We start from the raw sequence: 14,995 nt of genomic DNA, 5'->3' as shown, positions 1-14,995 counted from the left end.
CCCGCATCCCCACCAGCCCTTGCCCCGCCCCACCTGCCGTGCGCTGCGGCGCCTCACCTGCCGTGTCCTGGCCGGCCCGGCGTGCCGTGTGCTGCCCCGCCCCACGCGCCGCGTCCTGGCCTGTCTCGGAAGCGGTGTCCCGGCCCGTCTGACGTGCCCCGCTCGGGGAAGTCTCGCGCGGGACATCGGCAGGCACGCCGGATTCGCTGGTGCCTGCGGTCACGCCGGAGCCGCTGCCCGGCCCGTTGGCGACGCACAACCGCAACTCGTTCCCTTCGCTGGTGATGTCCACCGCCACGGGCGCCCCCGGCGCGTGCCGCATCACGTTGCTCAGCGACTCCTGCACGATCCGGTACGCCGACAGCTCCACGGCGGGCGGCAGCCCGTCGAGCGAGCCCGACCGTTTGACGAGCACGGCCAGCCCGGCGGCGCGGGCGTTGGAGAACAGCTCGTCGACCCGGTCGAGCCCGGGCTGGGGCGCGGTGTCGGTGCGGCCGTCCTGGTCGCGCAGCACGCCGAGGACCTGGCGCAGCTCCGCGATCGCCTCCAGCGACAGCCCGCGGATCTCGGCCAGGCCCGCCTCCAACTGCACCGGGTCGCCGGCCGCCTTGAGCGGCACCGCCTCCGCCTGGATCGCGATCACCGACATGTGGTGCGCCACCACGTCGTGCAGCTCACGGGCGATGCGGGTGCGCTCGGCCAGCACGGCCTTGGCGCTCTCGGCGACCTGGGAGCGCCGCTCCTCGACCACGAGCTTGGCCGTGGCCGAGCGCCGGACCCGTACGTTGTAGCCGAACAGCACCGCGACGGCCGTGACGACCGACACGATCGCCATCGAGTTGGGGTCGGCGATCCAGGCGGTGAGGACCGTGAGGACCCAGACGACCCAGGTGATCTGCCGGTCGCAGCGCACGGCCACGGAGTAGAGGACCAGCAGGTAGGCCACGATCGCGGGGGTCGCGTAGGGGATGGCTCCGGGCGGCCCGGCCGTCTTGGCCACCCAGAGGACGAGAGGCATCGACACGAAGGCGACCCGCCACGCGGCCAGCGGCCACCGGTCGCGCAGCGCCACGGGCAACGCGACCGCCAGAGCGGTGAGGTAGACGAACTGCTCGCCGACCGGCAGCCGGGTGTTGACGTTCCAGTCGTTCACCATGGACTGGGTCACCCCGAACAGGGCGAAGGCCAGCACCAGCTCGGCCCACTGCAGGAGGTTGACCGTCTTCAGCGGCACGAGCACCGCCAGCCAGTGCGGCACCTCGAGGTTGAGGCGACGGGAGGACGGCGGCGGGTCGGCGTCACCCCGCCACAGGGCCTGCTCGAACGGCCGCACCAGTGCCAGCGCCACACCGCTCGCCCGCCTGCCGCTCCATCTCGGCGAGTCACCCCCGGCGTTCTCGTCGCCGGGCGCGCCGTCACGGCCTGTCGCGGGCGCGCCGTCGCGACCCGACGCGGCGCCGTCACGACCCGACGCGGGCGCGGCGCCAGGGGCTCCGTCGGGGTCTGGCGCGGGCCCTGTCGCGGGGTCTGTCACGGGGTCTGTCACGGGGTCTGTCGCGGGCCCTGTCGCGGGCCCTGTCGCGGGCCCTGTCGCGGGCCCTGTCGCGGGCCCTGTCGCGGGCCCTGTCGCGGGCCCTGTCACGGGCCCTGTCACGGGCCCTGTCACGGGCCCTGTCGCGGGCTCCGGCGCGGGCTTGGCGCCGGGCGTGCGGTCGTCTCCCTCGCCGGAGGTGGCACGGGAACGGCCGGGGCGCCGGAGGGCGAGGCCGCGGGCACGTTGGACGGAGATCACCTGGTCAAGCTTATGGTCGGGCCGCCGTCGGCCGCGTCACACCAGGGGTTGATTCCGCCATCGCCCTCAGGTATCCAATTACATGATTACGATCGCCGTGAGCGAACATCGGCAAGGAAGGGAACAATCCGAGGCTCTGATGAATTGAGTCGGATGTACTCAACCCTTTGGAGTTCGCATGAGTGAGAGCTTGATCCTTCCGGTCCTGCCGCTCGACGACGAGGTCGTCCTGCCGGGCATGGTGGTTCCGCTGGACCTGTCCGACTCCGACGTGCGCGCTGCCATAGACGCGGCCCGTGCATCCGGTGGCAACAAGCCGCGGGTCCTCCTCGTTCCCCGCATCGACGGCCGTTACGGCGCCATCGGCGTGCGGGCGGTGGTCGAGCAGGTCGGGAGGCTGCCGGGCGGCGAGCCCGCGGCTGTGGTGCGCGGCGTCGACCGCGTCCGCGTGGGCACCGGCACGACCGGCCCCGGCGCCGCGCTGTGGGTCGAGGCCGACACGATCGACACCGTCGCCGCCGGCGAGCGCGCCCAGGAGCTGGCCAGGGAGTACAAAGCGCTGGCCACGACGATCCTGCAGAAGCGCGGCGCCTGGCAGGTGGTCGACCAGGTCAACCAGATCGACGACCCCTCGGTGCTGGCCGACAGCTCCGGCTACACCCCCTGGCTGAGCACGGCGCAGAAGGTCGAGCTGCTCGAGGCCGCCGATCCCGCCGACCGACTGGCCAAGCTGGTCGAGTGGTCGCGCGAGCACCTCGCCGAGCTCGACGTCGCCGAGACGATCCGCAAGGACGTCCAGGAGGGCATGGAGAAGCAGCAGCGCGAGTTCCTGCTGCGCCAGCAGCTCGACGCGGTGCGGAAGGAGCTGAAGGAGCTCAACGGCGACTCCGAGACCGAGGAGGAGGACTACCGCGCCCGCGTCGAGGCGGCCGCCCTGCCGGAGAAGGTGCGCGAGGCCGCGCTCAAGGAGGTCGACAAGCTGGAGCGGACGCCCGACCAGTCTCCGGAGACCGGATGGATCCGCACGTGGCTCGACACGATCCTCGACATCCCGTGGGACGACCGCACAGAGGACAACTACGACATCGTGGGCGCCAGGGCCGTGCTCGACGCCGACCACACGGGCCTGTCCGACGTGAAGGACCGCATCATCGAGCACCTGGCCGTGCGCAAGCGCCGCCAGGACAAGGGCCTCGGCGTGGTGGGCGGCCGCCGCAGCGGCGCCGTGCTCGCGCTGGCCGGCCCTCCCGGAGTAGGCAAGACCTCGCTGGGCGAGTCCGTGGCCCGGGCGATGGGGCGCAAGTTCGTCCGCGTCGCGCTCGGCGGCGTGCGTGACGAGGCGGAGATCCGCGGCCACCGGCGCACCTACGTCGGCGCGCTGCCCGGCCGCATCGTCCGCGCCATCCGCGAGGCCGGCTCGATGAACCCCGTCGTCCTGCTCGACGAGGTCGACAAGGTCGGCGCCGACTACCGCGGCGACCCCACGGCCGCCCTCCTCGAGGTGCTCGACCCGGCCCAGAACCACACGTTCCGCGATCACTATCTCGAAGTCGAGCTCGACCTGTCCGACGTGCTGTTCCTGGCCACGGCCAACGTCCTGGAGGCCATCCCCGGGCCGCTGCTCGACCGGATGGAGGTCGTCACCCTCGACGGCTACACCGAGGACGAGAAGGTCGCGATCGCCCGCGACCACCTGCTGCCCAAGCAGCTCGAGCTGGCCGGGCTGACCGCCGAGGAGGTCACGGTCGAGGACACGGCGCTGCGCAGGCTGGCCGCCGAATACACCCGCGAGGCCGGCGTACGCTCCCTGGAGCGTGCGGTCGCCAGGATCCTGCGCAAGGTGGCGGCCAACGACGAGCTGCCCGTCACGGTCGGCGAGGGCGACCTGGTCGGCTACATCGGGCGGCCGAGGTTCGTGCCGGAGTCGTCGCTGCCCGAGTCCCGCCAGCGCACCTCGGTGCCGGGCGTGGCCACCGGCCTGGCGGTCACCGGCGCCGGCGGCGACGTGCTCTACGTGGAGGCGTCGATGGCCGACCCGGAGACCGGCGAGACCGGGCTCACGCTGACCGGCCAGCTGGGCGACGTGATGAAGGAGTCGGCCAGGATCGCGCTGTCCTACCTGCGCTCGCACGGCGCGGAGCTGGAGCTGCCGGTCACCGCGCTGAAAGACCGCTCGGTCCACGTGCACTTCCCCGCGGGCGCCGTCCCCAAGGACGGCCCCTCGGCCGGTGTGACGCTGACGACCGCGCTGGCCTCGCTGCTGTCGGGGCGGCTCGTCCGCGGCGACGTGGCCATGACCGGCGAGATCTCGCTGACCGGGCGGGTGCTGCCGATCGGCGGCGTCAAGCAGAAGCTGCTGGCCGCGCACCGCGCGGGCATCACCACCGTCCTCATCCCGGCCCGCAACGAGCCGGACCTGGACGACGTGCCCGAGGAGGTCCGCGACGAGCTGACCATCCACGCGGTCAGCGACGTGCGCGAGGTCCTGGACCTCGCGCTCACCCCGGCTCAGGTCGCCTCCTCCGTGGCGGCCTGACCCGCCCCGGCCGCCCGCCGTATCCAGATATTCCTGGGTACGGCGGGCGCCCGCATGCCGGGTCCGCCTGAACCTCCGCGTGCCCGGCCTACGCATGCCCGGCTCGGCCCGTCGTCCGCGTGTCCCGGTCCGCCCGCGCCCGCGGGTCTGTCCGATCCTGGGCCTGGTCTGTCCCGGCAGGGTCAGTCGCCGTCCGTGACCAGCAGGGCCTCCAGCTCCGTCAGGAGCGTGACCGCCCGCTCGGCGTCCGCCTCGTCCGGTACGGCCCGACGTACCACCTCCGTCACGGGTGTGGTCGCCCGGCGGAACAACGCCTGCACGGTGGTGTCGGGGACGCGCACCCGGGTGCGCCGGCCGTCGTCCGGGTCGGGCTCGGTGGCCAGCAGGCCGCGCTCGCGCATCCGGGCGACCGAGGCCGACACGTGGCTCTGGGCGAACCCCGTGCGGGCCCGGATCTCGCCGACCGTGCTCCCCGGATGACGCAGCACGTCCTCGAAGACCGCCTCCTCCCCGGGGGTGAACATCGGCTTCCCCTCGTCGCTCGTGGACATCGACAGCTCCACCAGCCGCCGCCCCAGCCTGCGCAATCTCGCGGTGTTCATGACCATGACAGGACACTACATCGCTAACGATGTATCTCCAGAGATATAAATGAGAAGTGACACGGATCACGCGTCAGCGGGGGAATGGGGGCGTCTCGCCGCGTCGTTAGCAACGGCGTGAACGAGGCATACGCGAACGACCAGGGCACCCGCAGGGGCGTCTCGTGTTGTCGCATGCGTATGGGGCGAATGCCGGCCCGTTAGAGCACCCCGTCCGCCCGTTCTCCTCGAAGGTCCTCATGATCACACCAGGTTTCGTGCTGCGCAGGCTGAGCCACCTGCCCTTCCACCCCGGCACGCGCTGAACGCCTGCCACCTGCTGTTCGATCCTGTACGTTTCCGCGGCCCCGACGGCGGCCGCCCTCAGTGGTGGGGATGATCCGTGATCCAGGCTTCAGGCCTGCGCAAGCACTATGGCGAGACCGTTGCCCTGGACGGTGTCGACCTGCACGTGCGCGAAGGCGAGATCTACGGCGTGCTCGGCCAGAGCGGCGCCGGCAAGAGCACGCTGCTGCGCTGCGTCAACCTGCTCGAACGCCCGACCGCGGGCACCGTCGCGGTCGCGGGCCAGGATCTGACCGCGCTGGGCGACGGCGAGCTGAACCGGGCCAGGCAGCGGATCGGCATGATCCACCAGCACTTCGCGCTGCTCTCCTCGCGCACGGTCGCCGGCAACGTCGCGTTCCCGCTGGAGGTCATGGGCGTGCCGAGGGCCGAGCGCCGGCGCAGGGTCGCCGAGTTGCTGGCCCTCGTGGGGCTGGACGGGCGCGGCAAGGACCGTCCCCACCAGCTCTCCGGGGGACAGAAACAGCGGGTCGGCATCGCCAGGGCGCTGGCGGGCAACCCGTCGGTGCTGCTGTCGGACGAGGCCACCTCCGCCCTCGACCCGGCCACCACCCAGTCGATCCTCGCCCTGCTCAAGCGGCTCAACACCGAGCTGGGCCTGACGATCCTGCTCATCACCCACGAGATGGACGTCGTCAAGACCGTCTGCGACTCCGTGGCCATCATGTCGGGGGGCCGCATCGAGGAGTCGGGGGCCGTCGCCGACCTCATCAGGACGCCCGGTGCCCGCCTGACCAGGGAGATCTTCCCGCTGCCCGAACCTGCCCCGCCCGGCGTGGTGACGCTGACGTTCACCGGCGACCCGGGCCGGCCGGTCGTGTCGGAGGTCGTGCGGAAGTTCGACGTGGACGTGAGCATCCTGGGCGGCTCGATCGAGGAACTCGCGGGCGGATCGGCCGGGCGGCTGCGCGTCGCGCTCGACGGCGCCGAGACCGGCGCCGCGCTGGCGTACCTGCGTGACTGCGGGCTGATCGTCGAAGTCGCGGGGGAGACCCGGGAAGGCAGGGCCGCATGACCTGGGAGGAGATGCTGCCCCTGCTGTGGCCGGCGACGGTGGAGACGGCGCAGATGGTCGGCTGGTCGGCGCTGTTCACCGTGCTGTTCGGGCTGCCGCTCGGCGTGGCGCTCGTGGTGTTCGACCGCGGCGGGCTCCGGCCGATGCCGGCGCTGAAGTCGGCGCTCGGGTTCGTGGTCAACATCGGGCGCTCGCTGCCGTTCATCGTGCTGATGATCGCGATCATCCCGTTCACCCGTCTCGTCGTCGGCACCACGATCGGGACCGCCGCCGTGGTGGTGCCGCTCACGGTCGGCGCGGTGCCGTTCTTCGCCCGGCTGGTCGAGACGGCCCTCAGGGAGGTCGGTACGGACGTCGTCCAGGCCGCCCAGGCCATGGGCGCCGGCCGCGCCGCGATCGTGCGCAAGGTGCTGCTGCCCGAGGCGCTGCCCGGGCTGGTGGCGGGCCTGACCGTGACCGTGGTCGCGCTCATCGGCTATTCCGCCATGGCCGGCACGATCGGCGGCGGCGGGCTGGGCGACCTGGCCATCCGGTACGGCTACCAGCGGTTCGAGACGCTGGTGATGATCGTCACCGTCGTGGTGCTCATCGTGATCGTGCAACTCCTGCAGAGCCTGGGCGACTGGGTCGCCAGGCGCCTATCGCACAAGTAAGGGAAAATCATGAAATTTGGTCGCATTGTGGGTGCGGTTGCGCTGGCTTTGTCGCTCGCCGCATGCGGTACGTCGCAGTCCGCCACGACGGAGGCCGAGTCGGCCGACAGCGTGCTCAAGATCGGCGCCAGCCCGGTGCCGCACGCCGAGATCCTCGGCTTCGTCAAGGAGAACCTCGCTCCGGCCGCCGGCCTCAAGCTGGAGATCGTGGAGTTCACCGACTACGTGCAGCCGAACACGCAGCTCGACGAGGGGCTGCTGACCGCGAACTTCTTCCAGCACAAGCCGTACCTCGACGACTTCAACTCCTCCAAGGGCACCGAGCTGGCCTTCGTCGCGCCGGTCCACCTGGAGCCGCTCGGCCTGTACTCCAAGAAGATCACTGAGGCGCGGGCGCTGCCCGCGGGCGCCACGGTGGCCGTCCCGAACGACGCCACCAACCTGGGCCGCGCGCTCAAACTGCTGGCCGACAACGGCATGGTCAAGCTGAGGGACGGCGCGGGCACCGCCGCCACCGAGCTCGACGTGACGGAGAACCCGAAGAACCTGCGGTTCCAGCCGCTGGAGGCGGCGCAGCTCCCGCGCTCGCTGGAGGACGTCGACGCCGCGGTGATCAACGGCAACTACGCGATCGAGGCCGGGCTCAAGCCCGCGTCGCAGGCGCTGGTGCTGGAGAAGGGCGAGGGCAACCCGTACGTCAACGGCCTGGTCGTGCGGGCGGGCCACGAGAAGGACGCGAACATCGTGACCCTCGGCAAGCTGCTGCGGGACCAGCGGGTCAAGGATTTCATCCAGCAGAAGTACGCCGGCTCGGTGATTCCCGCGGAATGATATTGGAAACGCGTGTGACGGCCGGGAATATCAAGTGATCCAGCCCTTTGAGGCGGCAAGTCATTTGTAAGCGGAGCGCAATCCGCCGGGCGTATTAAAAAGGGGTCAGCAAAACCTCTCCCGAGGAGGCCCAAGTGCGATTCGTCTCGCGAATCATGCTCGGCGTCATCGCCACCGCGCTGGTGGCGCTCATCGCCCCCGCCGCCGCGAACGCGGCGGCGGGCAGCACGGCATCCGGCACCCGCTCCTACCACGTGAGCTGGGGATCTTATGACTCCACCGACCACAAGGCCGAGGCGTCCGGCCACGTGTCGGCCGACAAGAAGCGCGTCAAGCACTGGTACGTGAAGTGGGTGCCGGTGAAGAAGCGGGTGTGCTGGGAGGACCGTAAGGGCCACAAGCACTGCAAGTGGGTCGTGAAGAAAGTCAAGAAGCACGTGTGGCAGTGGCGTTACGACCACTTCTCCACCGTGCACAACACGCTCTCCAACCACAAATGGTGGGGCCGGAGCAAGTGCGCGTGGGAAACGTTCAAGGTCGTGCGTGCCGACGGTTCCTCGTACGTCGAGCAGTTCCGCAACTGCGGCCGGCACCCGAGGCACTTCTCCTTCCACGGCAAGAACGTCGCCCACATTTACGTGGACGTGAGCAGGGGCGACCGCCGTCACCCGACCGGCCACCACAGCGGCTGGCAGGGCATCTTCCACGCGGCCGCCTGACGCGCCGCCTTACGAGCCGCGGCCTCGGCGACGAGGTCGCGGCTTCGCCATGCCGGAGGAAAGCCCGCGAAGCGGGTTATGGCGTGGAGAACAGCGGCCGAATACTGTTCTGTTCATGTATCCGGGAGCCATCGCAGCAGCCACCCCAGACAAGCCCGCTGTGATCATGGCGGGCTCCGGGAAGGTCGTCACCTACCGCGAACTGGAAGAGGAGTCGAACCGGCTGGCCCACCTGTTCCGCGCGGCGGGACTGCGGCCGGGCGACCACATCGCCTTCATGCTCGCCAACCATCCGCTCTTCCTGGCCATCGCCTGGGCCGCGCACCGTTCTGGCCTCTACTACACGCCGGTCAGCTCGCGGCTGCAGGCCGACGAGCTGGCCTACATCGTCGGCAACTGCGGCGCCCGCGTGTTCATCTCGAGCGCCGACCTGGCCGGCGTCGCCACCTCGATCGTCGACGCCACGCCGGGCGTCGAGCTGCGGCTCATGCTCGACGGCGTGGCCGACGGCTTCGCGTCGTACGAGGAAGCGGTCGCGAAGCAGCCGGTCACCCCGATCGCCGACGAGTGCCTCGGGGCGGACATGCTCTACTCCTCCGGCACCACGGGGCGGCCGAAGGGCGTCAAGACGCCCTCCACGCACGGCCCGCTCACCGAGCCCGGGATGCTGTTCAGGCTCATCGAGGCCCTGTTCGCGCCGTCGTCCGGCAGCGTCTACCTCTCGCCGGCGCCGCTCTACCACGCCGCGCCGCTGCGCTACTGCCTGACGTTCCAGCGGCTCGGCGCGACGGTGGTGGTGATGGAGCGCTTCGACCCCGAGCAGTACCTGGCGCTGGTGGAGAGGTACGGGGTGACGCACTCGCAGCTCGTGCCGACGATGTTCATCAAGATGCTCAAGCTCCCACCAGAAACCCGGGAAACATACGATATTTCCACGCTCAAATATGCCATCCACGCCGCCGCCCCCTGCCCGATCCCCGTCAAGGAGCAGATGATCGACTGGTGGGGCCCGATCATCCACGAGTACTACGCGGGCACCGAGGGCAACGGCTTCCTCTATGTCGACTCCGAGGACTGGCTCCGGCGCAAGGGCACGGTCGGCCGCTCCCTGCTCGGCATCGTGCACATCTGCGACGAGGACGGCAACGACCTGCCGCCGGGCGAGCACGGGACGATCTACTTCGAGAACGGCGGCCGCTTCGAATATCACGGCGACCCCGGCAAGACCCGCGCGGCCGAGGACCCGCGGGGGAGGGGCTGGACGACCCTGGGGGACATCGGCTACCTGGACGCCGACGGCTTCCTCCACCTCACCGACCGCCGCTCGTACATGATCATCTCGGGCGGGGTGAACATCTACCCGCAGGAGGCCGAGAACGTGCTGTCGGTGCATCCGAAGGTCGCCGACGTGGCGGTGTTCGGCGTGCCGGACGAGGAGATGGGGGAGCAGGTCAAGGCGGTGGTCGAGCCGGCGTCCATGGCCGAGGCGGGTCCGGGGCTGGAGGCGGAGCTGATCGCGTACTGCCGCGAGCGCCTCGCGCACTACAAGTGTCCCAAGTCGGTCGACTTCCGTGCGGAGCTGCCCCGCCACCCGACGGGCAAGCTCTACAAGCGCCTGCTGCGGGACGAGTACTGGCCGGCGCGACCGTAAGGATTCGGCAACGGTCGGATCGCGGACACCGGTGACGGCTCCAGCAGGGCGGGGCGCCGTCCGCGAGAAATTTCTCGTCACGATCTCGCTCCATGCGACCGGCCCCTGACCAGGGGTGATAAACGACATGTCAACGCCCTCCGACGCCGCCGATCACGGCCTTAAACGGCTCTTACGCGCGACTTGGCACTCTTGAGTCATCGGGACTTGAGGGAGATGGACGAATGGACGCGAACGAGCCTCGCGAGCAGAGCACCGGCGGGTGGAGCCAGTTCGGGGCCACCCCGCCGGCCGCCGGGGGCTTTCCCCGGCGTGACACGAGCAGGATGGAGCAGCCGCTTCCGCCGCCGCCCGCGCCGCCGAAGAAGCCGGGTTTCTCCGCCGGCAGGAAGGTGATCGCCGGGCTGGCCCTGGCTGCGGTGGCCGTCGGCGGCGGTGTCGTGGGCGCCGCCGTGGCCACCTCGTTCCAGCCCGAGCCGGTAGCCAGTACCGGCACGCCGAGCCCTGTCTTCAAGCCCGCCGCCGACCAGATGACCGTCGCCGACGTCGCGGCGAAGGTGCAGCCGACCGTGGTGATGATCCAGGGCCAGACCCGTGAGGGCTCCGGAGTCGTGCTGTCGGAGGACGGCCTCATCCTCACCAACAACCACGTGGTGGAGCCCGGGGGCGGGCAGATGACCGTCAAGTTCAGCGACGGCAAGACGGCCAAGGCCACCGCCGTCGGCACCGACCCCGCCACCGACCTCGCGGTCATCCGCGCGGAAGGGGTCTCGGGGCTGCCCAAGGCCACGCTCGGCGACAGCGACAAGCTCAAGGTGGGCGACGCCGTGCTCGCCATCGGCAGCCCTCTCGGCCTGGCCGGGTCGGTCACGGCGGGCATCGTCAGCGCGCTGGACCGTACGCTGACCACCGGCGACGAGCCGCGCCAGCAGCTCCCGCCGGGCTGGCCCCAGCAGGGTCAGGAGAGCAGCGGCACCACGATCGGCGGGGCGATCCAGACCGACGCCTCGATCAACCCCGGCAACTCCGGGGGCGCGCTCGTGAACGCCGCGGGCGAGCTGGTCGGCATCAACACCGCGATCGCCTCCGAAGCGGCCGGCGGCGGCGTCGGCTTCGCCATCCCGGTCAACACCGCCAAGCAGGTGTCCGAGCAGCTCATCAGCCACGGCAAGGTCACCCACGCCTTCCTCGGCGTGAGCGTCACCGACGCCACCGGCGACGTGCCGGGCGCCCTGGTCAGGCAGGTCACCGCAGGCAGCCCGGCGGAGAAGGCCGGGCTCGAGGAGGGCGACCTCATCACCAAGATCGCCGGCAAGTCGGTTGACGGCGGAGATACTGTGGTGGGACAGGTCAGAGGTTTCAAACCCGGCCAACAGGTCAAGATCACATATATGAGGGACGGCGAGGCCGGCGAGGTCACCGTGACCCTCGAAGAGAAGAAATAACAGGACCCCCTCATGGACGGGTGTGCCGTTGAGATCGCTGCGGACTCGGCGGCACACCCCCCATGATCAGGAGAAACGGCGACCCTCGTCGCGGCGGTAGGCCCATCCGGCGGCCACCGCCGCGACCACGGTCCACACGGCCAGCATGACCACCGAGAGCACGTCGGGGCTGGTGCCGGCCGTCACCGCCCACAGCAGCTCGGCCGCGCCCCTCGTCGGCGTGTACGGCGAGACGACCCCGATGAAGTCGGGCAGGTAGGCCGGTGGCACCAGGAGCCCGCCGAGGATCGCGAGCGGGAAGAACAGCAGCTGCGACACCGCGATCACGGCCTTCGACGTCAGCACGTAGCCGAGGAACAACCCCAGCAGCATGAACGGGATCCCGCAGACGACCAGCACGGCCAGCCCGGCCAGGAGCCTGAGCGGCGTGATCGTCGCCTCCGTGAAGAACGCCGCGACCAGCAGCACCGGCACCACCGAGGCGAGCATGACGGCGAGGGTCGACATGATCCGCCCGGCGAAGCGGGGGAACGGGCCCGCGGGAAGCGTGCGCAGATAGGCGTTCCACGGCTGCTCGCGGTCCATGGCGACGGCGATGCTCAACCCGATCAGCGCGCCGGACGTCGCGCCGAAGAACGTCATCGACGCCGACGCCGTCGTGGCCGCCTGCGCCTGGCCGCCCGCCAGCGGCACCACGAACGCCACCATCGAGATGGCCGGGAACAGCGCGCTGGCGAGAATGCCGATGGGCACCCTGATCTGCTCGGTCATGAGGTAGCGGGTGTGCGCGACGACCAGGCTAGACATGCGTGGCCTCCTTCGAGGTGATGGCGAGGAACGCCTCTTCGAGCGTGGTCGGCTTGACCTCGAGGCCGGAGAACGGCGTGCCGCCCGTCACCAGCTCGACGACCAGCCGGTCGGGGTCGGTGGTCACCAGGCTGACCCGGCCGTCGTCGGCGCGCTCGGCGCCGAGCACGCCCGGTAGCGCGTCGAGGTCGCGGAGGTCGGCGGCGGTGAAGGAGACGCGCCGCACACCCACGATGTCGCGTACGGACTCCATCGTGTCGTCGGCCAGCACGCGCCCGTGACCCACCACGACGACCCGCCTGGCCAGCGCCTCGATCTCCTCGATGTAGTGGCTGGTGACCAGCACGGTGCCGCCCCGCTCGTGGAAGGAGGTGATGCCGTCCCACAGGGAGCGCCTGGCCTCGACGTCGAGGCCGGTCGTCGGCTCGTCGAGGAAGACCAGCTCGGGGTCGCCCGTGAAGGCCAGTGCCACGGCCAGCCGCCGCTTCTGGCCGCCGGACAGGCCGCCGATCTGCCGCCTGACCAGGTCGCTCAGGCCGAAGCGGGCCAGCAGCTCGTGCTTGTCCGAGGGCTCGGGGAAGTGCGCCGACACGAAGTCGACGATCTCCCCGACGCGTAACGACTCGGGCAGCCCCGTCTCCTGCGGGGTCACGCCGATGCGGCGCCGCATGGCGGGGTCCTGCGGCGAGCCGCCGAACAGCGTGACCGTGCCGGAGGTCGGGCGGCGCAGCCCCACGAACAGGTTGATGAGGGTGGACTTGCCCGCGCCGTTGGGGCCGAGCAGCCCGACCAGCTCGCCCGCGCGGATGTCGAGCGAGACGCGGTCGAGCGCGAGCACGTCTCCGTAGCGGCGGGTGACCTCGGCCGCTTGAGCGAGGACGGTCATGTAACGCCTCCAGCGTTGTCGAGAAGGGCGCGAATCGCCTTGGTGTACTCCTCGAAGGCCAGCCGCCCGCGCCTGGTCAGCGCCACGAACGTGACGGGCGTGCGGCCCTTGTGCGTCTTGGTGATCCGCACGTATCCGGCCTCCTCCAGCTTGGTCAGGTGCACCGACAGGTTGCCGGCCGTCATGCCGAGCAGCTCCTTCATGGAGCCGAAGGCCATCTCGTCGCCGTCGGCGAGCACGTTGAGCGCGGCGACCACGCGCAGCCTGGCCTGCGCGTGGATCACTGGGTCGAGATCGGGCGGCGCCTTGTCCGTGCTCACCGGTCGTGCCGCCGCAGCCAGACGCTGGCCACGATGAAGCCGCCCCCCAGCAGCACGGCCGTCAGCAGCGCGTGCCAGCCCGCGCCGAGCAGCACGCCCAGCGCGTCGACGGCGGCGACCCAGGCCCCGATGAAGAACATCGGCCAGTTGAGCCAGATCGCGCCGCCGGCCATGTGCAGCACCGCCACCACCAGCAGCGACGTGCCCGCCCAGAGCAGGCCGGTCTCGTCGGGCGGCAGCAGGGGGCCCATCCTGAGGCAGATGACGACCATGAGCAGCATGCCCGCCATCCACGCGTAGCCGAACATCGCGCCGCGGGCCGAGCTGTCGCCCCGGACGAGGCTGTTCATCCGCACGATGCCGTACGCGGCGATCGCGCCCGCCACGATCTGCGCGGCCATCAGCACCGCCAGCGCCTGCATCTGGGAGATCGGCGCGTACGCCCGGCCGTCGAGCCCGTAGTGCAGGAAGAACGCGGTGAAGCCGATGAGCCAGGCCACGCCCCAGGGCATGTAGAGCAGCAGCGGGTCGCCGTAGAGCCATTTCGTGGTGGCGGCGCGCTGCTCCTCGATGACCCGGAGCATCTCCTCGGGGCTCGGCGGCCGATCGTCTTCTACCAACGCAAACTCCTCGATATCGCAAACTGGTTTGTATCGTAAACCAGATTGCCGCGCCAACTCCACCCCTGGAGCGGGCGTTCGGAGTGGTGCCGGCCTAACGCCTGGTCAGGACCTCGGACTCCCACAGATCCCGGTAGTAGCCGGGCACGGAGACGAGCTCCTCATGGCGGCCCCGCTGGACGACGCGGCCCTCGTCGAGCACGACGATCTCGTCGACCGTCTCCAGGCCTTTGAGGCGATGCGTCACGAGCAGCGTGGTGCGGTCCCTGGTCACGTCGAGCAGGTCGGCCATGAGCCGGTCGGCAGTCTCCTCGTCGAGCGCCTCGGCGGGCTCGTCGAGCAGCAGCACAGGAGGGTCGTACAACAACGCCCTGGCCAGGGCCAGCCGCTGCAACTGGCCGCCGGACACGGTCCTGCCGTCCTCGCCCAGCTCCGTGTCCCAGCCGGTGCGCTCGACCCACGCCTCGAGCCTGGCATCGCGTACGGCCCGCCGCAGGTCCTCGTCCCCGGCTTCCGGGCCCGCCAGGCGCAGGTTGTCGCGGAGGCCGGCACGGAAGATGTAGGGATCCTGGGTGAGCCCCGTCATCAGCGTCCGCACGTCGTCGCCGGCGAGCTCGCGGAGGTCCGTGCCGTTCACCGTGATCGTGCCCGACTCCGGCTCCACCAGGCGCATCAGGGCGGCCAGCAACGTGCTCTTCCCCGCCCCGCTCGGCCCGACGACCGCGACCCGCTTGCCGGGCGTGAGCCGCAACGACACCCCGTCCAGCGCCGGC

The 14,995-nt window shown here is 70.6% G+C and carries 14 protein-coding genes; 7 read left to right on the top strand and 7 right to left on the bottom strand.

Features of this window, described 5'->3' with window-relative positions:
* A partial coding sequence (locus tag E1292_RS44530) for a sensor histidine kinase (RefSeq protein WP_181958401.1) occupies positions 1 to 1,534 on the bottom strand: 1,534 nt, incomplete at its 3' end.
* Between the two features lie 436 nt (positions 1,535 to 1,970).
* On the opposite strand from E1292_RS44530, the gene lon reads away from it, so the two are divergent.
* The gene (gene lon / locus E1292_RS44525) at positions 1,971 to 4,328 is read left to right on the top strand and encodes an endopeptidase La (protein WP_132605812.1); all 2,358 of its coding nucleotides are present in this window, start codon (positions 1,971 to 1,973) and stop codon (positions 4,326 to 4,328) included.
* A 182-nt stretch (positions 4,329 to 4,510) separates the two neighbouring features.
* Here lon and E1292_RS44520 read toward each other — a convergent pair whose 3' ends face one another.
* Entirely contained in the window at positions 4,511 to 4,930 is a 420-nt protein-coding gene (locus tag E1292_RS44520; RefSeq protein ID WP_132605810.1) for a MarR family transcriptional regulator, read from the bottom strand.
* Between the two features lie 382 nt (positions 4,931 to 5,312).
* On the opposite strand from E1292_RS44520, the gene E1292_RS44515 reads away from it, so the two are divergent.
* The 6 genes from E1292_RS44515 to E1292_RS44490 all read left to right on the top strand — a co-directional run bounded on the left by E1292_RS44515 (position 5,313) and on the right by E1292_RS44490 (position 11,589).
* Positions 5,313 to 6,290: a methionine ABC transporter ATP-binding protein gene (locus tag E1292_RS44515; protein WP_132605808.1), complete on the top strand. Its 978-nt coding sequence runs from the start codon at positions 5,313 to 5,315 to the stop codon at positions 6,288 to 6,290.
* Complete coding sequence (locus tag E1292_RS44510) at positions 6,287 to 6,943, top strand: methionine ABC transporter permease (protein WP_132605806.1); 657 nt, start codon at positions 6,287 to 6,289, stop codon at positions 6,941 to 6,943. Before E1292_RS44515 ends, E1292_RS44510 begins: the two co-directional genes overlap by 4 nt.
* A gap of 27 nt (positions 6,944 to 6,970) precedes the next feature.
* Complete coding sequence (locus E1292_RS44505; RefSeq protein ID WP_342775775.1) at positions 6,971 to 7,774, top strand: MetQ/NlpA family ABC transporter substrate-binding protein; 804 nt, start codon at positions 6,971 to 6,973, stop codon at positions 7,772 to 7,774.
* Positions 7,775 to 7,908: 134 nt separating this feature from the next.
* Positions 7,909 to 8,493 (top strand): hypothetical protein, encoded by a 585-nt coding sequence (locus E1292_RS44500; RefSeq protein WP_132605802.1) that lies wholly within the window; start codon positions 7,909 to 7,911, stop codon positions 8,491 to 8,493.
* A 115-nt stretch (positions 8,494 to 8,608) separates the two neighbouring features.
* On the top strand, positions 8,609 to 10,144 hold the full coding sequence (locus E1292_RS44495; RefSeq protein WP_132605800.1) for an AMP-binding protein: 1,536 nt from the start codon (positions 8,609 to 8,611) through the stop codon (positions 10,142 to 10,144).
* A gap of 224 nt (positions 10,145 to 10,368) precedes the next feature.
* Entirely contained in the window at positions 10,369 to 11,589 is a 1,221-nt protein-coding gene (locus tag E1292_RS44490; protein WP_132605798.1) for a S1C family serine protease, read from the top strand.
* Between the two features lie 66 nt (positions 11,590 to 11,655).
* Here the strand turns inward: E1292_RS44490 and E1292_RS44485 are convergent, their stop codons facing one another.
* The 5 genes from E1292_RS44485 to E1292_RS44465 form a co-directional block, all read right to left on the bottom strand.
* Positions 11,656 to 12,396 carry an ABC transporter permease gene (locus tag E1292_RS44485; protein ID WP_132605796.1) on the bottom strand — a complete coding sequence of 247 codons (741 nt, stop codon included), beginning with the start codon at positions 12,394 to 12,396 and terminating at the stop codon, positions 11,656 to 11,658.
* On the bottom strand, positions 12,389 to 13,282 hold the full coding sequence (locus tag E1292_RS44480; protein ID WP_132605794.1) for an ABC transporter ATP-binding protein: 894 nt from the start codon (positions 13,280 to 13,282) through the stop codon (positions 12,389 to 12,391). The genes E1292_RS44485 and E1292_RS44480 overlap by 8 nt, the downstream gene beginning before the upstream one ends.
* On the bottom strand, positions 13,279 to 13,602 hold the full coding sequence (locus E1292_RS44475) for a winged helix-turn-helix domain-containing protein (RefSeq protein ID WP_132605792.1): 324 nt from the start codon (positions 13,600 to 13,602) through the stop codon (positions 13,279 to 13,281). Before E1292_RS44475 ends, E1292_RS44480 begins: the two co-directional genes overlap by 4 nt.
* Positions 13,599 to 14,222 carry a transporter gene (locus E1292_RS44470; RefSeq protein WP_132605790.1) on the bottom strand — a complete coding sequence of 208 codons (624 nt, stop codon included), beginning with the start codon at positions 14,220 to 14,222 and terminating at the stop codon, positions 13,599 to 13,601. Before E1292_RS44470 ends, E1292_RS44475 begins: the two co-directional genes overlap by 4 nt.
* Positions 14,223 to 14,316: 94 nt before the next feature.
* Positions 14,317 to 14,995 (bottom strand): amino acid ABC transporter ATP-binding/permease protein (locus E1292_RS44465; protein ID WP_132605788.1); only part of this gene is annotated, 679 nt, incomplete at its 5' end.

The organism is Nonomuraea deserti (assembly GCF_004348685.1).
Classification (GTDB): Bacteria; Actinomycetota; Actinomycetes; order Streptosporangiales; family Streptosporangiaceae; genus Nonomuraea; species Nonomuraea deserti.
The sequence above is the reverse complement of the archived record's forward strand: the minus strand, read 5'-3'. Positions and strand labels throughout refer to the sequence as shown.